Here is a 13,496-nt window from a genome sequence, read left to right as displayed (position 1 = left end):
TTCAGTGTTCCTCCGTATCGTAGTGGCTTCACCTAGGAGGAACAAAAATGTCCATAATTAAGTACGCCGTTGTCGCAAGTTCTTTACTGATGCCTGCTGCCGTATTGGCGGGTAATTATTCTTCATCCGAAACTGTGTCTGATAAGGTGATCGCTGAACAGCGCGAACGCCTTGCGGAAAACACCCAGGGTCAGGGTTTTGGACCTCAATCGCCACGCGATATCGATCAGGTTTCGGGCGAGAACAGCAACATGTTCCAGCCAGCCCCTGCACATACTCAAATGAATCTTTGCAATATTCACTTCCACGTTGGTGCCGAACACAAAGGCGGAGAGTTCACGACTTATGCCGGAAATGGTAATGGTCAGGGCGCTGATACAGGTTATCTGTACGACGGCAAACTGACTAAAAAACAGCTTAAACCGTTTAAAGGAGAAGTCTGTGCAGCAAAAGGCAGAAACCTGGTTCCGGGGGATACCATCGAGGTGCACTTCGTACATACCACCGCTCAGATTCAACCAGGCCCGACACTTGGCGCCTGTCTGTCAGACAACATCATGAACCCTCAACTGCGCGTCGAAGCCCAGGTGATTGTTCTGGCCAATGACGATGACGCCCTCGACTTTGGTGAGATGGCAAACGTTGAACAGGTAAACGGCTATTACCAGGCGCCAAATATTCCATCCGATACGGGTACACCGGTCCAGTACGCAGGATCAACAACAGGCCCGTCATACAATGAAAAAGGCTCCCCGTTGCAGGTGAGCTGGAGCGTGCGCCCGGAAGTCGCTGTCGTTGATATTGAAACAGTGGCCGACTGGTGTGAAGAAAATGAATTCAATGAAGATCACGCTCACGGTGTACGCAATCTTGTACTGAACCCACAGCTACTGTCTGAAATACACTGACCAGACACACGGGTTAACAAAGAACCCTAAGCAGCACCCTAGCAGCGATGGATACTACCGGCTGGCAGTCGTCAGCCGGTAACCATTTCCGCGCAGTGTTTCAATAATCAGCGCATCAGTAAAAGCGAGCTTATGGCGAACCCTGCTGATGTATACATCCACAATATTAGTCATCGGATCTTTCTCTGATTGCCATACCCGCTGAAGAATTCTCTCGCGGCTCAGTACTTTGCCCCTATTCTCAACAAAGAACTCCAACAGGTCATACTCCAGCCGGGTTAACGATAGTTCGACCCCTGCATGCCGGACAATACGTTCATCGCGATAGAGTATTAACGGCCCACACTGAAGCGTTTCTTCAATGTGTTGATTTGAGGGCACTGCGCGTCGTGTCATCGCCTGGATACGCGCTAACAATTCTTCGAAGTCGAACGGTTTACAGAGGTAATCATCGGCGCCCTGACGCAGTCCATCCACCCGGTCACTGACGTCGTCCATCGCCGTCAGCAACAGCACCATAGGCGGCGAAGGCAGTCGCTTAATACTCTGTATCAATACCAGGCTGTCCACATCACCGAACATACGATCCAGAACTGCTACGACAGGACGCTCACTGCTTATGGTCACGATCAGGTTGTGAACGTCACTTTCCGATATGACGTCATACCCTTCAGACTCCAGTCCTCGCTGCAGAAAGCTGAGCAATGGCAGTTCATCATCCGCAATCAGAATCTTCATTCTGCGGCCTGCCTTGGTAGAACGACGGTAAACACTGATCCTTGCCCCTGTTCTGATTCTGCATAGATTTCACCCTCATGCGCTTCTACCAGGGTGCGAGCAATTGATAAACCCAGACCGGCGCCATCTGTCCGTGGCTTAAAGCGTACGAAGCGCTCAAAAATATACTGTAAGTCGGCAGGTGAGATTCCATCGCCATGGTCGCGGACACTAATCATTACCTGATCCTCTGTCGCTTTGAGTGATATTTCGACAGGGTCATCCGGATCAGAATAACGAGTCGCATTATCTATCAGGATGGTCATAACCTGACGTAGCCTCTGCTCGTCAGCGCGTATAACAATGCGTGATTTCTCAGCGTCTGCGGTATTTAATCGGAAAGATCGCAATGGCATTTTTCTCTGCCACTGCTCCACTTGGTGTTCAAGAATATCAACGACCTGGAGATCATCAGGAAATAACCGTAATTGGTTAATTTCAGCACGAGCCAGCAGTAGCAGATCATCGACCAGGACGCTCAGGCCAACAACCTGATCAAGTACTGTCTGTAATGCAGCTCTGTAGTCTCTGGTATCCGCATGATTCTGACGCAAGGTTACCTGCGCCTCTCCACGAATAATGGTCAACGGTGTTCTGAGTTCATGCGATATATCCGCAATAAACTGCTTACGTCTGGTATCAATCAGAGTGAGCTGTCTATTAGCCTCGGTCAGTTCTGATGTACGCTGGTCTACCTCATACTGAAGCTGATCACGCATCGTTTCTGCCTGCTTCTCATGCTCAGCCATCTGGCCTGCTAGCTGATTGAGAGACTGAACGAGTGAGTGAAACTCCTGATCAAGGTTTTCTGGTAAACGGAAGTTATAGTTCCCGGACGCAATGACCTGAGTACCACTCCCTATCACAGTCAGGGGCTGATAAAGCTGATTAAACAGCCACACACACCCGAAGACAATAAAGGGGCCAACCAGTACGCAAAGAATGATACTGAACCATACGATAGCTGAGTTTAACGCTTCGATACGAGCATTCGTCGCAGAAACTACTTTACTCTGGCGTGATACAGCCGCATTAATTGCTTCGCGGAATTTATTATCAATAGTGAACTCCAGCAAGCGCTGGACACGCTCCTGCTGACTGAGCGGAGTTGTATCGTTCATGGCAATAACCGCATTGAACTCGTCAATAATTTCAGCGATTAAAAATTGCAATTCGTCAGTATCTTCAACACTTCCCTGAGTAATGTCGGGACCAAGCTCATTTCTCTGACGCACTTCAAGGTCCCGGATGACCATTAATGACTGCTCAATGAGAGCCTGTTTATTGCGTACTTCGGCCTGGTTGGCATTGCGTCCAAAGATCAGTTCATCGGTGAGTTGTTTAAACAAGCGGTAGGAGATACTCGACAGCATCTGATGTTCAGAAAGCAAGGATTGTGCAGTGGCACTCTGACGAAGATTTTCCTTGGTTATGTATGCAGAAACGGCAACACCACTTAGCGCAACGAAAAGAACAGCTGCTGAAATAAAACCGAAGAGGAACAACTTTCTTTTATACATGCCAGGCTCCCGGCGCCCTTATTTAGCAATTATCATAAAAGAAAAAAGGCGCCACCGAAACAACCGGAGGCGCCCTCACGTCTTACGAGATTAGTTAAACAGAATCAGAATACGAACTGAGCACGCGCACGGAATTCCTGCCCTTCATCAGAGGTAGCATCACCTTCAGCCACAGAGTACGACATCCCCAGACGAACGTTGTTGTTTGCATAGTAATTCAGACCAATACCGATTTCAGAGGCCTCGGTAGCCCCAAGCTCAGTATCTGAGTAGTTACCATCCCCCTGAGTAGCACGGACCACAACCTCGTAGGCGCCCTTGCTACTGGCAGGCTTGATACGCTTAAACTTACCAGCTTTGTATGGACGGGTCTCGCCGGTCAATACGTAACCGACCTGAACGTAGGAGCCCGCAAGATCGTCTGCATCATCGATACTACGCTGCATATATTCAGCTTGCGCATGTAGTGGACCAAAAACGCCAGCAAGTTCCAAGCCCGCAGTTAAGGTGTCTTCACCCTGGTTGTGACTACCAAGGCCAACGTGGACCAGTCCGCCATCAATATCGGCAGCGTAAGCCACACGAGCGGCCAGAAACATTTCGCTGGCTTCCGTTTTATCTTCACCATCTTCAAACAAGCCTACGCCATAATGCAGACCATCAATATCGCCTTTCACCTGGATGCCAGCAAGACGACCAACAGAGTATGCCTCGGTCACGGCGCTACGCTCAAGGAAAGTATTATCATTGGAAGAGGTGTAGTCTTCCAGGCTGAACTCAACCCGTTGATGACCGACAGAAATCTTAGCTGGCTTACCAAAACCTTCGTAAGTGATGTATAGGTCTTCCACAGTACCACCGGAATCTTCCCGTGCACCGTCATCGGTTTCTGACGCCTGATCAATATTGAACTGCGACTTGAGACTCCAGTCACCCACTGTACTTTTCACGTATATACGAGCACGACGAACATGGATGTCAGACTCGTCTGTTTCACCATTCTTTTTCGCCAGATTGTAGTCCCACTGCAAGCGTCCTCCCGTCTGGAATTTAATTTCTTTTTCCTGAGCCATCAGGCCGCCGCCGACTTTTATAATCAGATCATCTTTTTCATCTGCCTGAGCAAAACCTGCCGCGCAAGCGATAGCGATAAAGAGTGCTGTTTTTTTCATGCTTCTCATCCAGAGTTAGTTATGTGCAAGATGGTCTTGCTTAATAGTTACTGCAACGCACTGTGTTACAGGATGATGTCTACTCTATGGCACTTTTATTACAGCAATATGACAAATCAGTCATATTTGTGAAATCAAACTGTCATATTCAGAGAAAGCCATGCAGGAGCAAACAAGATATTGCGCTGCTTAGTATAGGCCAGTTTCAGGAAAGCAAAGGGAAAGTTCGCGCCTCAGGGGAGGTTGAGGCGCAAAAAGCGGGGGATCAGATCAATCTTCTTTCTGAGCGGTTTCTTCCATTTCTGTGAGAGAGCTGTGACGAACGTCTGTGCCACTCACAAGGTAGATAACCTGTTCAGAGATGTTGCGTGCATGGTCACCGATACGCTCAATAGCACGAAGAATCCAGAGGATATTGATCGCCTGGCCAATAGAGCGTGGGTCTTCCATCATGTAGGTGATCAGCTCACGCAACGCAGAAGCGTATTGCTTGTCGACCAGCTTATCGGTACGCACCACCTCAATCGCACCTTCAACGTCGTGACGGGCGAAGGCATCCAGAGCGCCAGAAATCATTTTCACCACTTCTTCACCCATGTAACGGATGGCTTGCTGGCAGAATTGTGGGTTCTTCGAGTCTTTTACTTCCAGCGTGTGAATTGCAATTTTACTTGCCTCATCACCGATACGCTCAAGGTCGCGAACCACACGTGACACAGCCAGAACCATACGCAGGTCTGACGCGGCTGGTTGACGACGAACCAGAATCTGAGTGCACTCGTTATCAATTGCGACTTCTGCTTTATCAACGTCATCTTCACGGCGGATAACATCATCGGCTAATTGAGTATCACCTGAACAGATCGCCTGAACCGCATGGTTTACCTGGCGCTCGACCAGTCCGCCCATGCTCATCATGTGGTTACGGATCGCTTCCAGATCGGCATTAAACTGACCAGAAATATGCTGGTTAAAATTCATTTCCATCGTACTGCTCCTTAGCCAAAGCGGCCGGTGATATAGGCTTCAGTCAACTGATGCTCAGGCGTTGTAAATACCTTATCTGTTGCATTCACTTCGATCAACTGGCCCAGGTGGAAGTACGCAGTGCGCTGTGACACACGGGCAGCCTGCTGCATCGAGTGAGTAACGATCGCGATCGTATAGTTCTCACGCAGCTCGTCGATCAGTTCTTCAATTTTAGCAGTTGCAATCGGGTCCAGTGCAGAACACGGCTCATCCATCAGAATCACTTCAGGATCAACCGCAATGGTACGCGCAATGCAAAGACGCTGCTGCTGACCGCCAGAAAGACCGGTGCCCGGTGCATGCAGACGATCTTTCACTTCATTCCAGAGGCCCGCACGCTGCAGACTTTTTTCAACGATTTCGTCCAGTTCAACACGTGACGATGCGAGACCATGAATACGCGGGCCATAAGCGATGTTGTCGTAAATCGACTTAGGGAAAGGGTTAGGCTTCTGGAAAACCATGCCTACCGTCGCGCGGAGTGGCACCACATCGACGCGTGGATCGTAGATGTTATCGCCATCCAGCAGGATTTCACCCGTGACATTACAGATGTCGATGGTGTCATTCATGCGGTTGAGGCAGCGCAGAAAGGTTGATTTACCACAACCTGAAGGGCCGATTAAGGCGATCACTTCATTCTGGCGAATATCCAGACTGACGTTGTAAATGGCCTGCTTCTCACCGTAAAACACACAGACGTCGCGAGCGCGAAGTTTCGCACCTTCGCTGAGAGGAGAGCCGACCGTTTCGTGATTTTCAATAATACTCATAACGTTATCCGATAATTTCTGTTTCAGGCCTGTTACCAGCGACGCTCAAGACGACGACGAAGCATAACGGCGGCAGTGTTCATAATGATCAGGAAGCCCAGCAGAACCATAATGGCGCCCGATGTACGTTCTGTGAAAGCGCGCTCAGGACTGTCTGACCACAGGAAAATCTGCACTGGCAATACGGTGGATGGGTCATTGATGAAGCCAGGAACATCCACGACAAAGGCAATCATACCGATCATCAGCAGAGGCGCCGTTTCACCCAGTGCTTGCGCCATACCGATAATGGTACCGGTCAGCATGCCCGGCATGGCCAGCGGCAGTACATGATGGAACACGGTCTGCATCTTGGATGCCCCCAGACCAAGCGCCGCTTCACGAATAGAAGGAGGTACCGCTTTAATGGCTGCACGACCAGAAATAATAATCGTCGGCAGTGTCATCAGTGTCAGAACGAGACCACCTACCAACGGCGTTGAACGTGACACACCAAAGATATTAATAAAGATGGCCAGGCCTAGCAGGCCGAAGGTGATCGATGGCACCGCCGCGAGGTTATTAATGTTGATTTCAACAATCTCTGTCAGGCGATTTTTAGGGGCGAACTCTTCCAGATAAATCGCTGCGGCCACACCGATCGGAAAAGACAGCAGGAAGGTCACGAGCAGAGTCAGCAGGGTACCGGTAATTGCACCACGAATACCCGCCAGCTCAGGCTCACGGGAATCCCCGTTCACGAAGAACGTGGTATTAAACTGAGTTTTAAGCGCATCACTTTCGATCCAGCCGGTAATCCACTCGAGCTGTTTTTCACTCAGGCGGACGCTACCGCTGTCATTACCGTACTCGTGCTTAAACCATTGGTCGACATCGTCATCGACGAGCAGGTCCACCGTCACGGTTTTACCGATAATAGAAGGGTCTTCAAGAACCTGACTCTGAATCTGCCAGCCGGCACCAGAAGAAATCAGGCTGAACAGGCTACGTGCTTCTGAACGACCTTTTGGCTGAACGTCATTTTTAAAATGACGCTTAATCAGGCCGTCGTAGTTCGCACTCATGATGTCACTCTCGGATGAATCCGGGGTGATATCCAGGTAATCCCCATCGATCTCGATAGTGGTAGTCAGTACTGTCTGCGAGAAGGCCGATGTGCCTTTTGAAAAAATATCGCCAAACAGGACTACCAGACACAGCAGACCAAATAATACAGAGGCCATGCCGTACAGGCGGAAGCGAGTTTCAGCCGCACGGCGGCGACGCATACTGGCTTCGACTTTCTGACGCGTTGTCATGGTTGAATCAGTCATATTGTTCCCGGTACTTCTGTACGATCTTAATAGCTACAAAGTTCAGCACCAACGTCACAATAAAGAGCACGAGGCCCAGCGCGAAGGCAGCAAGTGTTTTCGGCGAATCAAACTCCTGGTCACCGACCAGCAGGGTCACGATCTGCACCGTCACGGTGGTGACACTGTCGAGCGGATTCGCAGTCAGGTTTGCCGCCAGGCCCGCGGCCATCGCAACAATCATGGTTTCACCAATCGCACGCGAAACGGCCAGCATCACAGCACCGACAATACCTGGCAGAGCAGCCGGTATAACGACCTGACGTACTGTTTCGCTGCGGGTCGCACCGAGGCCATAGCTACCGTCACGCAGTGACTGAGGTACGGCGTTGATCACGTCATCTGACAGCGATGACACGAAAGGAATGATCATAATGCCCATGACCAGACCAGCCGCCAGAGCACTCTCGGACGAGACATCCAGCCCCACCGACTCACCGACTCCACGAATAAACGGCGCGACAGTCAGAGCAGCAAAGAAGCCATAGACAACGGTCGGGATACCCGCCAGAACTTCGAGCGCCGGCTTCGCTAACTGACGTACACGTGAAGTTGCATATTCAGAAAGGTAAATGGCCGCCATAAGGCCGACCGGAACCGCAATAAACATGGCGATGGCAGAGATCAGCAGCGTACCTGCAAACAGCGGTACTGCCCCGAAGCTACCAGACGAACCTGACTGATCCGCACGTAATGCCACCTGGGGTGACCACGTTGTGCCAAACAGGAACTCAATGGGTGAAACTTTCTGGAAAAAGAGCACCGCTTCAAACAGAACACTGACGAGAATACCCAGCGTAGTCAGTACAGCAATGGCGGAGCTGGCGAACAGCATCACACGAACGATGCGTTCAACTTCACCACGGGCGCGAAGATCTGGTTGAATACGTCGCCAGGTCACGGCAACGCCAAGAAGAATCAATGACAGAATAACGCCGCCCTTAAGAATCGCAGCGCGCTGTTCAAGGTCGACCAGATGCGCGGCAACAGAGCCGAGTTCACTCTGCCCCATCATCGATGGGTCGCTGGCGATATTGTGAACCTTTGAGAGCGCCAGACGTACTTCTGCTTCACTGGCCGTACGGATGGCTTCAGGAAGTTGCATCGTCAGCAGCGCATCAACGATGCGAGGTTCCAGCATGACCCACATTATCAAAATGAGGAGCGGCGGCAGAGTAGTCCAGAGCGCAGTCAGTGCGCCGTAATGGGTTGGAAGTGAGTGCATACTCTCTCCCTGGCCAGCAAGAGACCGGGCGCGATTACGTCCGAGAAAGTATGCTGCCCCCAGCGCGATCAACAACGCGATTAGCAAGGTACTGTAGTTCATGGGTTACTTCTGTCAGTAAGTGTTTTGAATGCACAAAAACCGGGAGTGCATTCGCACGCCCGGCTTTCAACAGACAACTGTCTGTCTTATTTAGCGGAGATTGTCTTCAGATTCTCGACAGTATCAACCACTTTTTCATATTCCTCTTCAGTCATTGGGATCATGCCCTTGTCTGCGAGGTAGCCATATTCGCCCATTGCTTTGTCAGATACGAACTCAGCCAGGTACTCTTCAATGCCAGGAATCACGCCAACGTGTGCTTTCTTAACATAGAAGTACAGTGAACGGCTTACTGGGTAAGAACCGTCAGAGATTGCGTCGAACTCTGGCGCCTGACCTTCAACGATAGAACCGTGTACTTTGTCAGCGTTCTGCTCCAGGAAGCTGTAACCGAAGATGCCAAGCGCGTCTGGGTTTGCTACCAGTTTCTGAACGATCAGGTTGTCGTTCTCACCTGCTTCTACGTACGCACCGTCCTCACGGATACCGTGACACAGAGCTTTGTACTTGCTCTTATCTGTTTTCTTCATCTCTTTGATGAACGGGAATTTCTTACAACCGCCTTCCATAGCGAGTTCAACAAACGCGTCGCGGGTACCAGACGTTGGTGGCGGGCCAAGCACTTCAATTTTCTTCGCTGGAAGTGTTGGGTTAACGTCTTTCCAGGTCTTGTATGGGTTGTCGATCAGAGTTTCAGAACCGTCTTGCGCTGGAACGACTTTCGCCAGAGCCAGGAAGATGTCTTTACGAGTCAGTTCGTACTGTGGTGCTTCGTTGCTGCCGGCCAGTACAATACCGTCGTAACCGACCATCACTTCAACGATGTCTTTAACGCCGTTTTCTGCACACAGATCGATTTCAGACTGCTTAATCGCACGAGAAGCGTTAGTGATATCAGGCGTGTTCGCGCCAACGCCCTGACAGAACAGCTTCATACCACCGCCTGAACCGGTAGACTCAACTTTTGGTGTAGGGAAGCTTGAGGACTTACCGAAGCGCTCAGCAACAACAGTAGAGAACGGGTAAACAGTAGAAGAGCCTACGATGCTGATGTAATCACGCTCAGCGTAAGCGTTTGAGCCAGTCATGGTTGCCAGCAGAGCGGCACCAGTCAGAAGTACTTTTTTCATGAGAGTGTCCTTCATGTTGTGTGGCATGTTGTATGCCTGAGTCACTTGATTTCGGATGCTGGCCATTATCAGGATGGTATATTACAGAAATGTGACAAAGCGGCAATTTGTTACACCCACATGACAGTTATATTACACCCGACCTCGACACTGCTGCGCCCAGCCCCCACAGAGTTCTCGCTACTGAGTTCTCGCTACTGAGGGGCCGCCGACCCTGATATACTCCCGCCCCGTCTACTATCCGGGTTCCATTACCCTGCTCCACAGCGATATCACAAGGGATGTCATAAGGGATGTCACAGTTAATACGCCTGATTGATCGTTTTACATCGGCCACCGGCCGGGTAACCCGCTGGTTGTCACTCTTTATGGTGCTGGCTACCTGTTCTGTTGTTGTTCTGCGCTACCTGTTTGATATGCCATCCATTGCCCTGCAGGAAGGCGTGATGTACCTGCACGCATCTTTGTTCATGCTGGGCGCCGCCTACACCTGGCAACAAGGCGGACATGTACGCGTTGACGTATTTTACCGGGGCTGGACAGAAGAGCGCCGTCGATGGGTTGAACGACTTGGCATTCTTCTTCTGGTATTGCCGACCAGTCTGTTTCTACTTTGGGCGAGTTGGGAATACGTCGGCAATGCCTGGGCGATCCGCGAACGCTCTCAGGAGGCCGCAGGCCTGCCTTTTATATATCTTCTGAAAACCTTAATTGTGGTCTTACCTGTCACCCTGATTCTGCAAGCCATCGCTGAACTACTGCGCACTTTTACTGGGCTGAACACTGATTCCGACATAAATACCAACGACAGCAGCGAGGCAAATCACCATGGCTGAGTTTATGCCTCTTGTGCTGTTTGCCGTTGTCTGTCTGGTCCTTATGTGTGGTTTCCCGGTGGCCTTCACGCTGGCAGGGACTTCACTGCTCTTCGCGGGTATTGGTTTATTAACCGGCACCTTTGACCCGGCCTTTCTTAATGCCATGCCGAACCGCATGTTCGGTATTCTGTCTAACCAGATACTCGTCGCTGTGCCCCTATTCGTTTTTATGGGGGTAATGCTGGAGAAGTCGAAGATCGCGGAGCAGTTGCTCCGCAATTTAGGCCTGTTATTTGGCCCGGTACGGGGTGGTCTGGGTTTCTCCGTGATCATTGTCGGCATGCTGCTGGCGGCCAGCACAGGTATCGTCGGCGCAACCGTGGTCACCATGGGGCTGATCTCATTACCCGCGATGCTGCGCAATGGTTATAGCCCATCACTGGCGAGCGGCACTATATGTGCCACAGGGACACTCGGTCAGATCATTCCACCATCGACTGCGCTCATTATTCTCGGCGATGTGTTATCCAGTGCCTATCAGCAGGCGCAGCTCAAGATGGGCATATTTTCGCCAGAAACTGTCTCCGTTGCCGACCTGTTTGTGGGTGCTCTTATCCCCGGATTAATACTGGTACTCGGCTATTTTATTTACACCAGCATTGTGGCCATATTTAAGCCCGAAGCTGCTCCAGCGGTTCAGGACCGCGAGCCCCTGGCGCCAGCCTTTATATTCGAATTACTCAAAGGCCTTCTGCCTCCACTGCTGCTGATTGTCGCTGTTCTCGGCTCCATTTTGACCGGTAAAGCGACGCCAACAGAAGCTGCAGGGATCGGTGCTTTTGGCTCACTCGTTCTGGCCATCGCATACGGTCAGTTCAGCCTGCAGCGCCTGCGCGAAGTCATGGATGCAACCCTGCAGGTCACCAGCATGATCTTCCTGATCTTTATTGGCGCAGCTCTGTTCTCGCTGGTGTTCCGTGGCTTTGGCGGCGAAGAGCTGGTCCATGAAGTATTTAATGATCTGCCCGGCGGTGTTTTCTCTGCCATGTTGCTGGTGATGCTGGTGATCTTTCTGCTGGGCTTTATTCTCGACTTTATCGAAATTACCTTCGTAGTCGTGCCGATTGTCGCCCCGGTATTACTCGTCATGGGCATTGACCCGGTATGGCTTGGCATTATGATCGCCATCAACCTGCAGACGTCATTCCTCACGCCACCGTTTGGTTTCGCGCTCTTCTATTTACGCGGCGTCGCGCCGCCCGAGCTGCCCACCCGGACGCTCTACAAAGGCGTTATTCCGTTTATTGTTATTCAGGTGGCTGTTCTGGGATTACTGGCCGTGTTCCCTGAACTGGCAACATGGTTACCCGATCAGATATACGGTTAGACGAAAGAGGCCCCGCACCCTATACATTGGCACGCCATGCGGTACAATTTGCAACCAACAGAATAATAAAAGCCGATGTCCGCATGGAAAAGACCGAAGACAACCAACCGTCACCTGAAGGCAGCCTGACCTTAAAGCTGCTGCCAACCCGTGCCGACTGCAATATCCACGGTGATATCAGCGGTGGCTGGGTCGTTGCTCAGATGGACCATGCCGCAGAGTCAGACGCCAGCCGGATCGCCCAGGGGCGCATCGCCAACGTCGCGATGGAATCCGTTGTGTTTATGTCGCCAATCCGTCTTGGCGCCGAAGTATGCATCTACACCCGCCTGTTAGAGATTGGCACCTCATCCATCCGCATCGCCGTTGAAGCCTGGACCCGCAACCCGACAGAATCCGCCGAGCGCAAGGTTGTGGATGCAGTGTTTGTGTACGTGGCAATTGATGGGACGGGACGAATCAGAGAAGTACCCAGATAAGAGTACCGCGGTAAGAGTGCTCCTCTTGGAGCAAGTCAGCTAATAAGTCTCTGAGGGAGCAAATCAGCCTTAAGTTATCTGTGGGAGTAAATCAGCTAATAAGTATCTGTGGGAGCGAATCAGCCGGAGGCTATTCGCGATCAACTGGCGTTAACCGCCAAGCGGGGAGAAGCTCCGCGCCTACATAGCCCCCCAAAAATGCTGACTAGGCGCTTGCGTTTGCAGCACTGCATTATGAATCAATTGTGGTCGGGGAATTTTTGTTTCTGATGTAAGACACGAAGAACGTGGATGGTGTTCTCTTTCAGGAAATACAAAACAATCATTGATACCTCTGGGATGATCAAGAATCTGCCCGGTAACCCTTCCTTTTCCACTCCCATCAATGGTTGCTGCATCAGGTTTTCGACCTTCGACTCAATTATCGCATCCGTCTTATCTGCGGCTAATGGATTAAACGCATAGAGATATTCAAAAATGCGCTCACGATCGTCCAGTGAGTTTTTTTCCCAAACGATCATATCTATCCCTTATTTTAATTAGCCTATATTCCTGATTCGGTTCTTCCGGACTTCCATTTCCAGACGTGCCTCATCATGGCTGACAAACTCAGCCTGATCACTTTCTAGCTTACTGAAGGCAGCATTAACCTGCTCTGTCAGCCACTGGTCGTGAGTCATTACCTTGCGTTGCTGTTCAGCCAGCTGCTCAGTGAGCTCCCTGCAAGCATCACTTAGCGTACGCCCCTGACTTTCGGCCATTAACTGGGCCAGACGTTTTGTCTCTTCATCAACTCGGAACTGTATACGGGTGTCCATCCTGAG

14 protein-coding genes are annotated in these 13,496 nt (G+C 50.9%); 4 read left to right on the top strand and 10 right to left on the bottom strand.

All coding sequences use genetic code 11. The features are described 5' to 3' along the window. Nucleotides 1–47: 47 nt before the first annotated feature. Nucleotides 48–908, top strand: coding sequence for a delta-class carbonic anhydrase (locus B3007_RS14545; RefSeq protein WP_301376915.1), 861 nt, complete (start codon nucleotides 48–50; stop codon nucleotides 906–908). Between the two features lie 54 nt (nucleotides 909–962). On the opposite strand, the gene B3007_RS14540 is transcribed toward B3007_RS14545, so the two are convergent. The 8 genes from B3007_RS14540 to B3007_RS14505 form a co-directional block, all read right to left on the bottom strand. Then, a complete protein-coding gene (locus B3007_RS14540; protein ID WP_297531571.1) occupies nucleotides 963–1,646 on the bottom strand; it encodes a response regulator transcription factor in 684 nt (227 codons plus the stop codon). Beyond that, nucleotides 1,643–3,205 carry a HAMP domain-containing sensor histidine kinase gene (locus B3007_RS14535; RefSeq protein WP_297531569.1) on the bottom strand — a complete coding sequence of 521 codons (1,563 nt, stop codon included), beginning with the start codon at nucleotides 3,203–3,205 and terminating at the stop codon, nucleotides 1,643–1,645. Before B3007_RS14535 ends, B3007_RS14540 begins: the two co-directional genes overlap by 4 nt. Nucleotides 3,206–3,309: 104 nt before the next feature. Continuing rightward, a complete protein-coding gene (locus tag B3007_RS14530; RefSeq protein ID WP_068434669.1) occupies nucleotides 3,310–4,377 on the bottom strand; it encodes an OprO/OprP family phosphate-selective porin in 1,068 nt (355 codons plus the stop codon). Nucleotides 4,378–4,647: 270 nt separating this feature from the next. Beyond that, nucleotides 4,648–5,364: a phosphate signaling complex protein PhoU gene (gene phoU / locus B3007_RS14525; protein WP_068434673.1), complete on the bottom strand. Its 717-nt coding sequence runs from the start codon at nucleotides 5,362–5,364 to the stop codon at nucleotides 4,648–4,650. An 11-nt stretch (nucleotides 5,365–5,375) separates the two neighbouring features. Next, nucleotides 5,376–6,179 (bottom strand): phosphate ABC transporter ATP-binding protein PstB, encoded by an 804-nt coding sequence (gene pstB / locus B3007_RS14520; protein ID WP_301181234.1) that lies wholly within the window; start codon nucleotides 6,177–6,179, stop codon nucleotides 5,376–5,378. A gap of 32 nt (nucleotides 6,180–6,211) precedes the next feature. Next, complete coding sequence (gene pstA / locus B3007_RS14515) at nucleotides 6,212–7,492, bottom strand: phosphate ABC transporter permease PstA (protein WP_068434677.1); 1,281 nt, start codon at nucleotides 7,490–7,492, stop codon at nucleotides 6,212–6,214. Continuing rightward, the gene (gene pstC / locus B3007_RS14510; protein ID WP_301181236.1) at nucleotides 7,485–8,858 is read right to left on the bottom strand and encodes a phosphate ABC transporter permease subunit PstC; all 1,374 of its coding nucleotides are present in this window, start codon (nucleotides 8,856–8,858) and stop codon (nucleotides 7,485–7,487) included. The genes pstA and pstC overlap by 8 nt, the downstream gene beginning before the upstream one ends. An 86-nt stretch (nucleotides 8,859–8,944) precedes the next feature. Continuing rightward, nucleotides 8,945–9,988, bottom strand: a complete 1,044-nt coding sequence (locus tag B3007_RS14505) for a PstS family phosphate ABC transporter substrate-binding protein (protein ID WP_301376919.1) — start codon at nucleotides 9,986–9,988, stop codon at nucleotides 8,945–8,947. 293 nt (nucleotides 9,989–10,281) lie between these two features. On the opposite strand from B3007_RS14505, the gene B3007_RS14500 reads away from it, so the two are divergent. From B3007_RS14500 to B3007_RS14490, 3 genes are all read left to right on the top strand, one after another. After that, nucleotides 10,282–10,824, top strand: coding sequence for a TRAP transporter small permease subunit (locus B3007_RS14500; protein ID WP_068434681.1), 543 nt, complete (start codon nucleotides 10,282–10,284; stop codon nucleotides 10,822–10,824). After that, on the top strand, nucleotides 10,817–12,193 hold the full coding sequence (locus B3007_RS14495) for a TRAP transporter large permease (RefSeq protein ID WP_301181237.1): 1,377 nt from the start codon (nucleotides 10,817–10,819) through the stop codon (nucleotides 12,191–12,193). The genes B3007_RS14500 and B3007_RS14495 overlap by 8 nt, the downstream gene beginning before the upstream one ends. Nucleotides 12,194–12,276: 83 nt before the next feature. After that, nucleotides 12,277–12,672 (top strand): acyl-CoA thioesterase, encoded by a 396-nt coding sequence (locus tag B3007_RS14490; protein WP_076514218.1) that lies wholly within the window; start codon nucleotides 12,277–12,279, stop codon nucleotides 12,670–12,672. Nucleotides 12,673–12,911: 239 nt separating this feature from the next. On the opposite strand, the gene B3007_RS14485 is transcribed toward B3007_RS14490, so the two are convergent. Next, complete coding sequence (locus tag B3007_RS14485; protein ID WP_301376922.1) at nucleotides 12,912–13,193, bottom strand: type II toxin-antitoxin system RelE/ParE family toxin; 282 nt, start codon at nucleotides 13,191–13,193, stop codon at nucleotides 12,912–12,914. 18 nt (nucleotides 13,194–13,211) lie between these two features. After that, nucleotides 13,212–13,490, bottom strand: a complete 279-nt coding sequence (locus B3007_RS14480; RefSeq protein WP_297531551.1) for a damage-inducible protein J — start codon at nucleotides 13,488–13,490, stop codon at nucleotides 13,212–13,214. Between the last annotated feature and the right edge of the window lie 6 nt (nucleotides 13,491–13,496).

It is taken from the genome of Thalassolituus sp. UBA675 (genome assembly GCF_002297765.1).
Taxonomy (GTDB): domain Bacteria; phylum Pseudomonadota; class Gammaproteobacteria; order Pseudomonadales; family Oceanobacteraceae; genus Thalassolituus.
Note: the sequence above shows the minus strand (reverse complement) of the source record. Positions and strands in the feature narration are given on the sequence as shown.

Excerpts from the sequence above, each read along its gene's own strand:
- B3007_RS14545 (WP_301376915.1), top strand. The coding sequence starts at position 48 with ATGTCCATAATTAAGTACGCCGTTGTCGCAAGTTCTTTACTGATGCCT.
- B3007_RS14540 (WP_297531571.1), bottom strand. The coding sequence starts at position 1,646 with ATGAAGATTCTGATTGCGGATGATGAACTGCCATTGCTCAGCTTTCTG.
- B3007_RS14535 (WP_297531569.1), bottom strand. The coding sequence starts at position 3,205 with ATGTATAAAAGAAAGTTGTTCCTCTTCGGTTTTATTTCAGCAGCTGTT.
- B3007_RS14530 (WP_068434669.1), bottom strand. The coding sequence starts at position 4,377 with ATGAAAAAAACAGCACTCTTTATCGCTATCGCTTGCGCGGCAGGTTTT.
- phoU (WP_068434673.1), bottom strand. The coding sequence starts at position 5,364 with ATGGAAATGAATTTTAACCAGCATATTTCTGGTCAGTTTAATGCCGAT.
- pstB (WP_301181234.1), bottom strand. The coding sequence starts at position 6,179 with ATGAGTATTATTGAAAATCACGAAACGGTCGGCTCTCCTCTCAGCGAA.
- pstA (WP_068434677.1), bottom strand. The coding sequence starts at position 7,492 with ATGACTGATTCAACCATGACAACGCGTCAGAAAGTCGAAGCCAGTATG.
- pstC (WP_301181236.1), bottom strand. The coding sequence starts at position 8,858 with ATGAACTACAGTACCTTGCTAATCGCGTTGTTGATCGCGCTGGGGGCA.
- B3007_RS14505 (WP_301376919.1), bottom strand. The coding sequence starts at position 9,988 with ATGAAAAAAGTACTTCTGACTGGTGCCGCTCTGCTGGCAACCATGACT.
- B3007_RS14500 (WP_068434681.1), top strand. The coding sequence starts at position 10,282 with ATGTCACAGTTAATACGCCTGATTGATCGTTTTACATCGGCCACCGGC.
- B3007_RS14495 (WP_301181237.1), top strand. The coding sequence starts at position 10,817 with ATGGCTGAGTTTATGCCTCTTGTGCTGTTTGCCGTTGTCTGTCTGGTC.
- B3007_RS14490 (WP_076514218.1), top strand. The coding sequence starts at position 12,277 with ATGGAAAAGACCGAAGACAACCAACCGTCACCTGAAGGCAGCCTGACC.
- B3007_RS14485 (WP_301376922.1), bottom strand. The coding sequence starts at position 13,193 with ATGATCGTTTGGGAAAAAAACTCACTGGACGATCGTGAGCGCATTTTT.
- B3007_RS14480 (WP_297531551.1), bottom strand. The coding sequence starts at position 13,490 with ATGGACACCCGTATACAGTTCCGAGTTGATGAAGAGACAAAACGTCTG.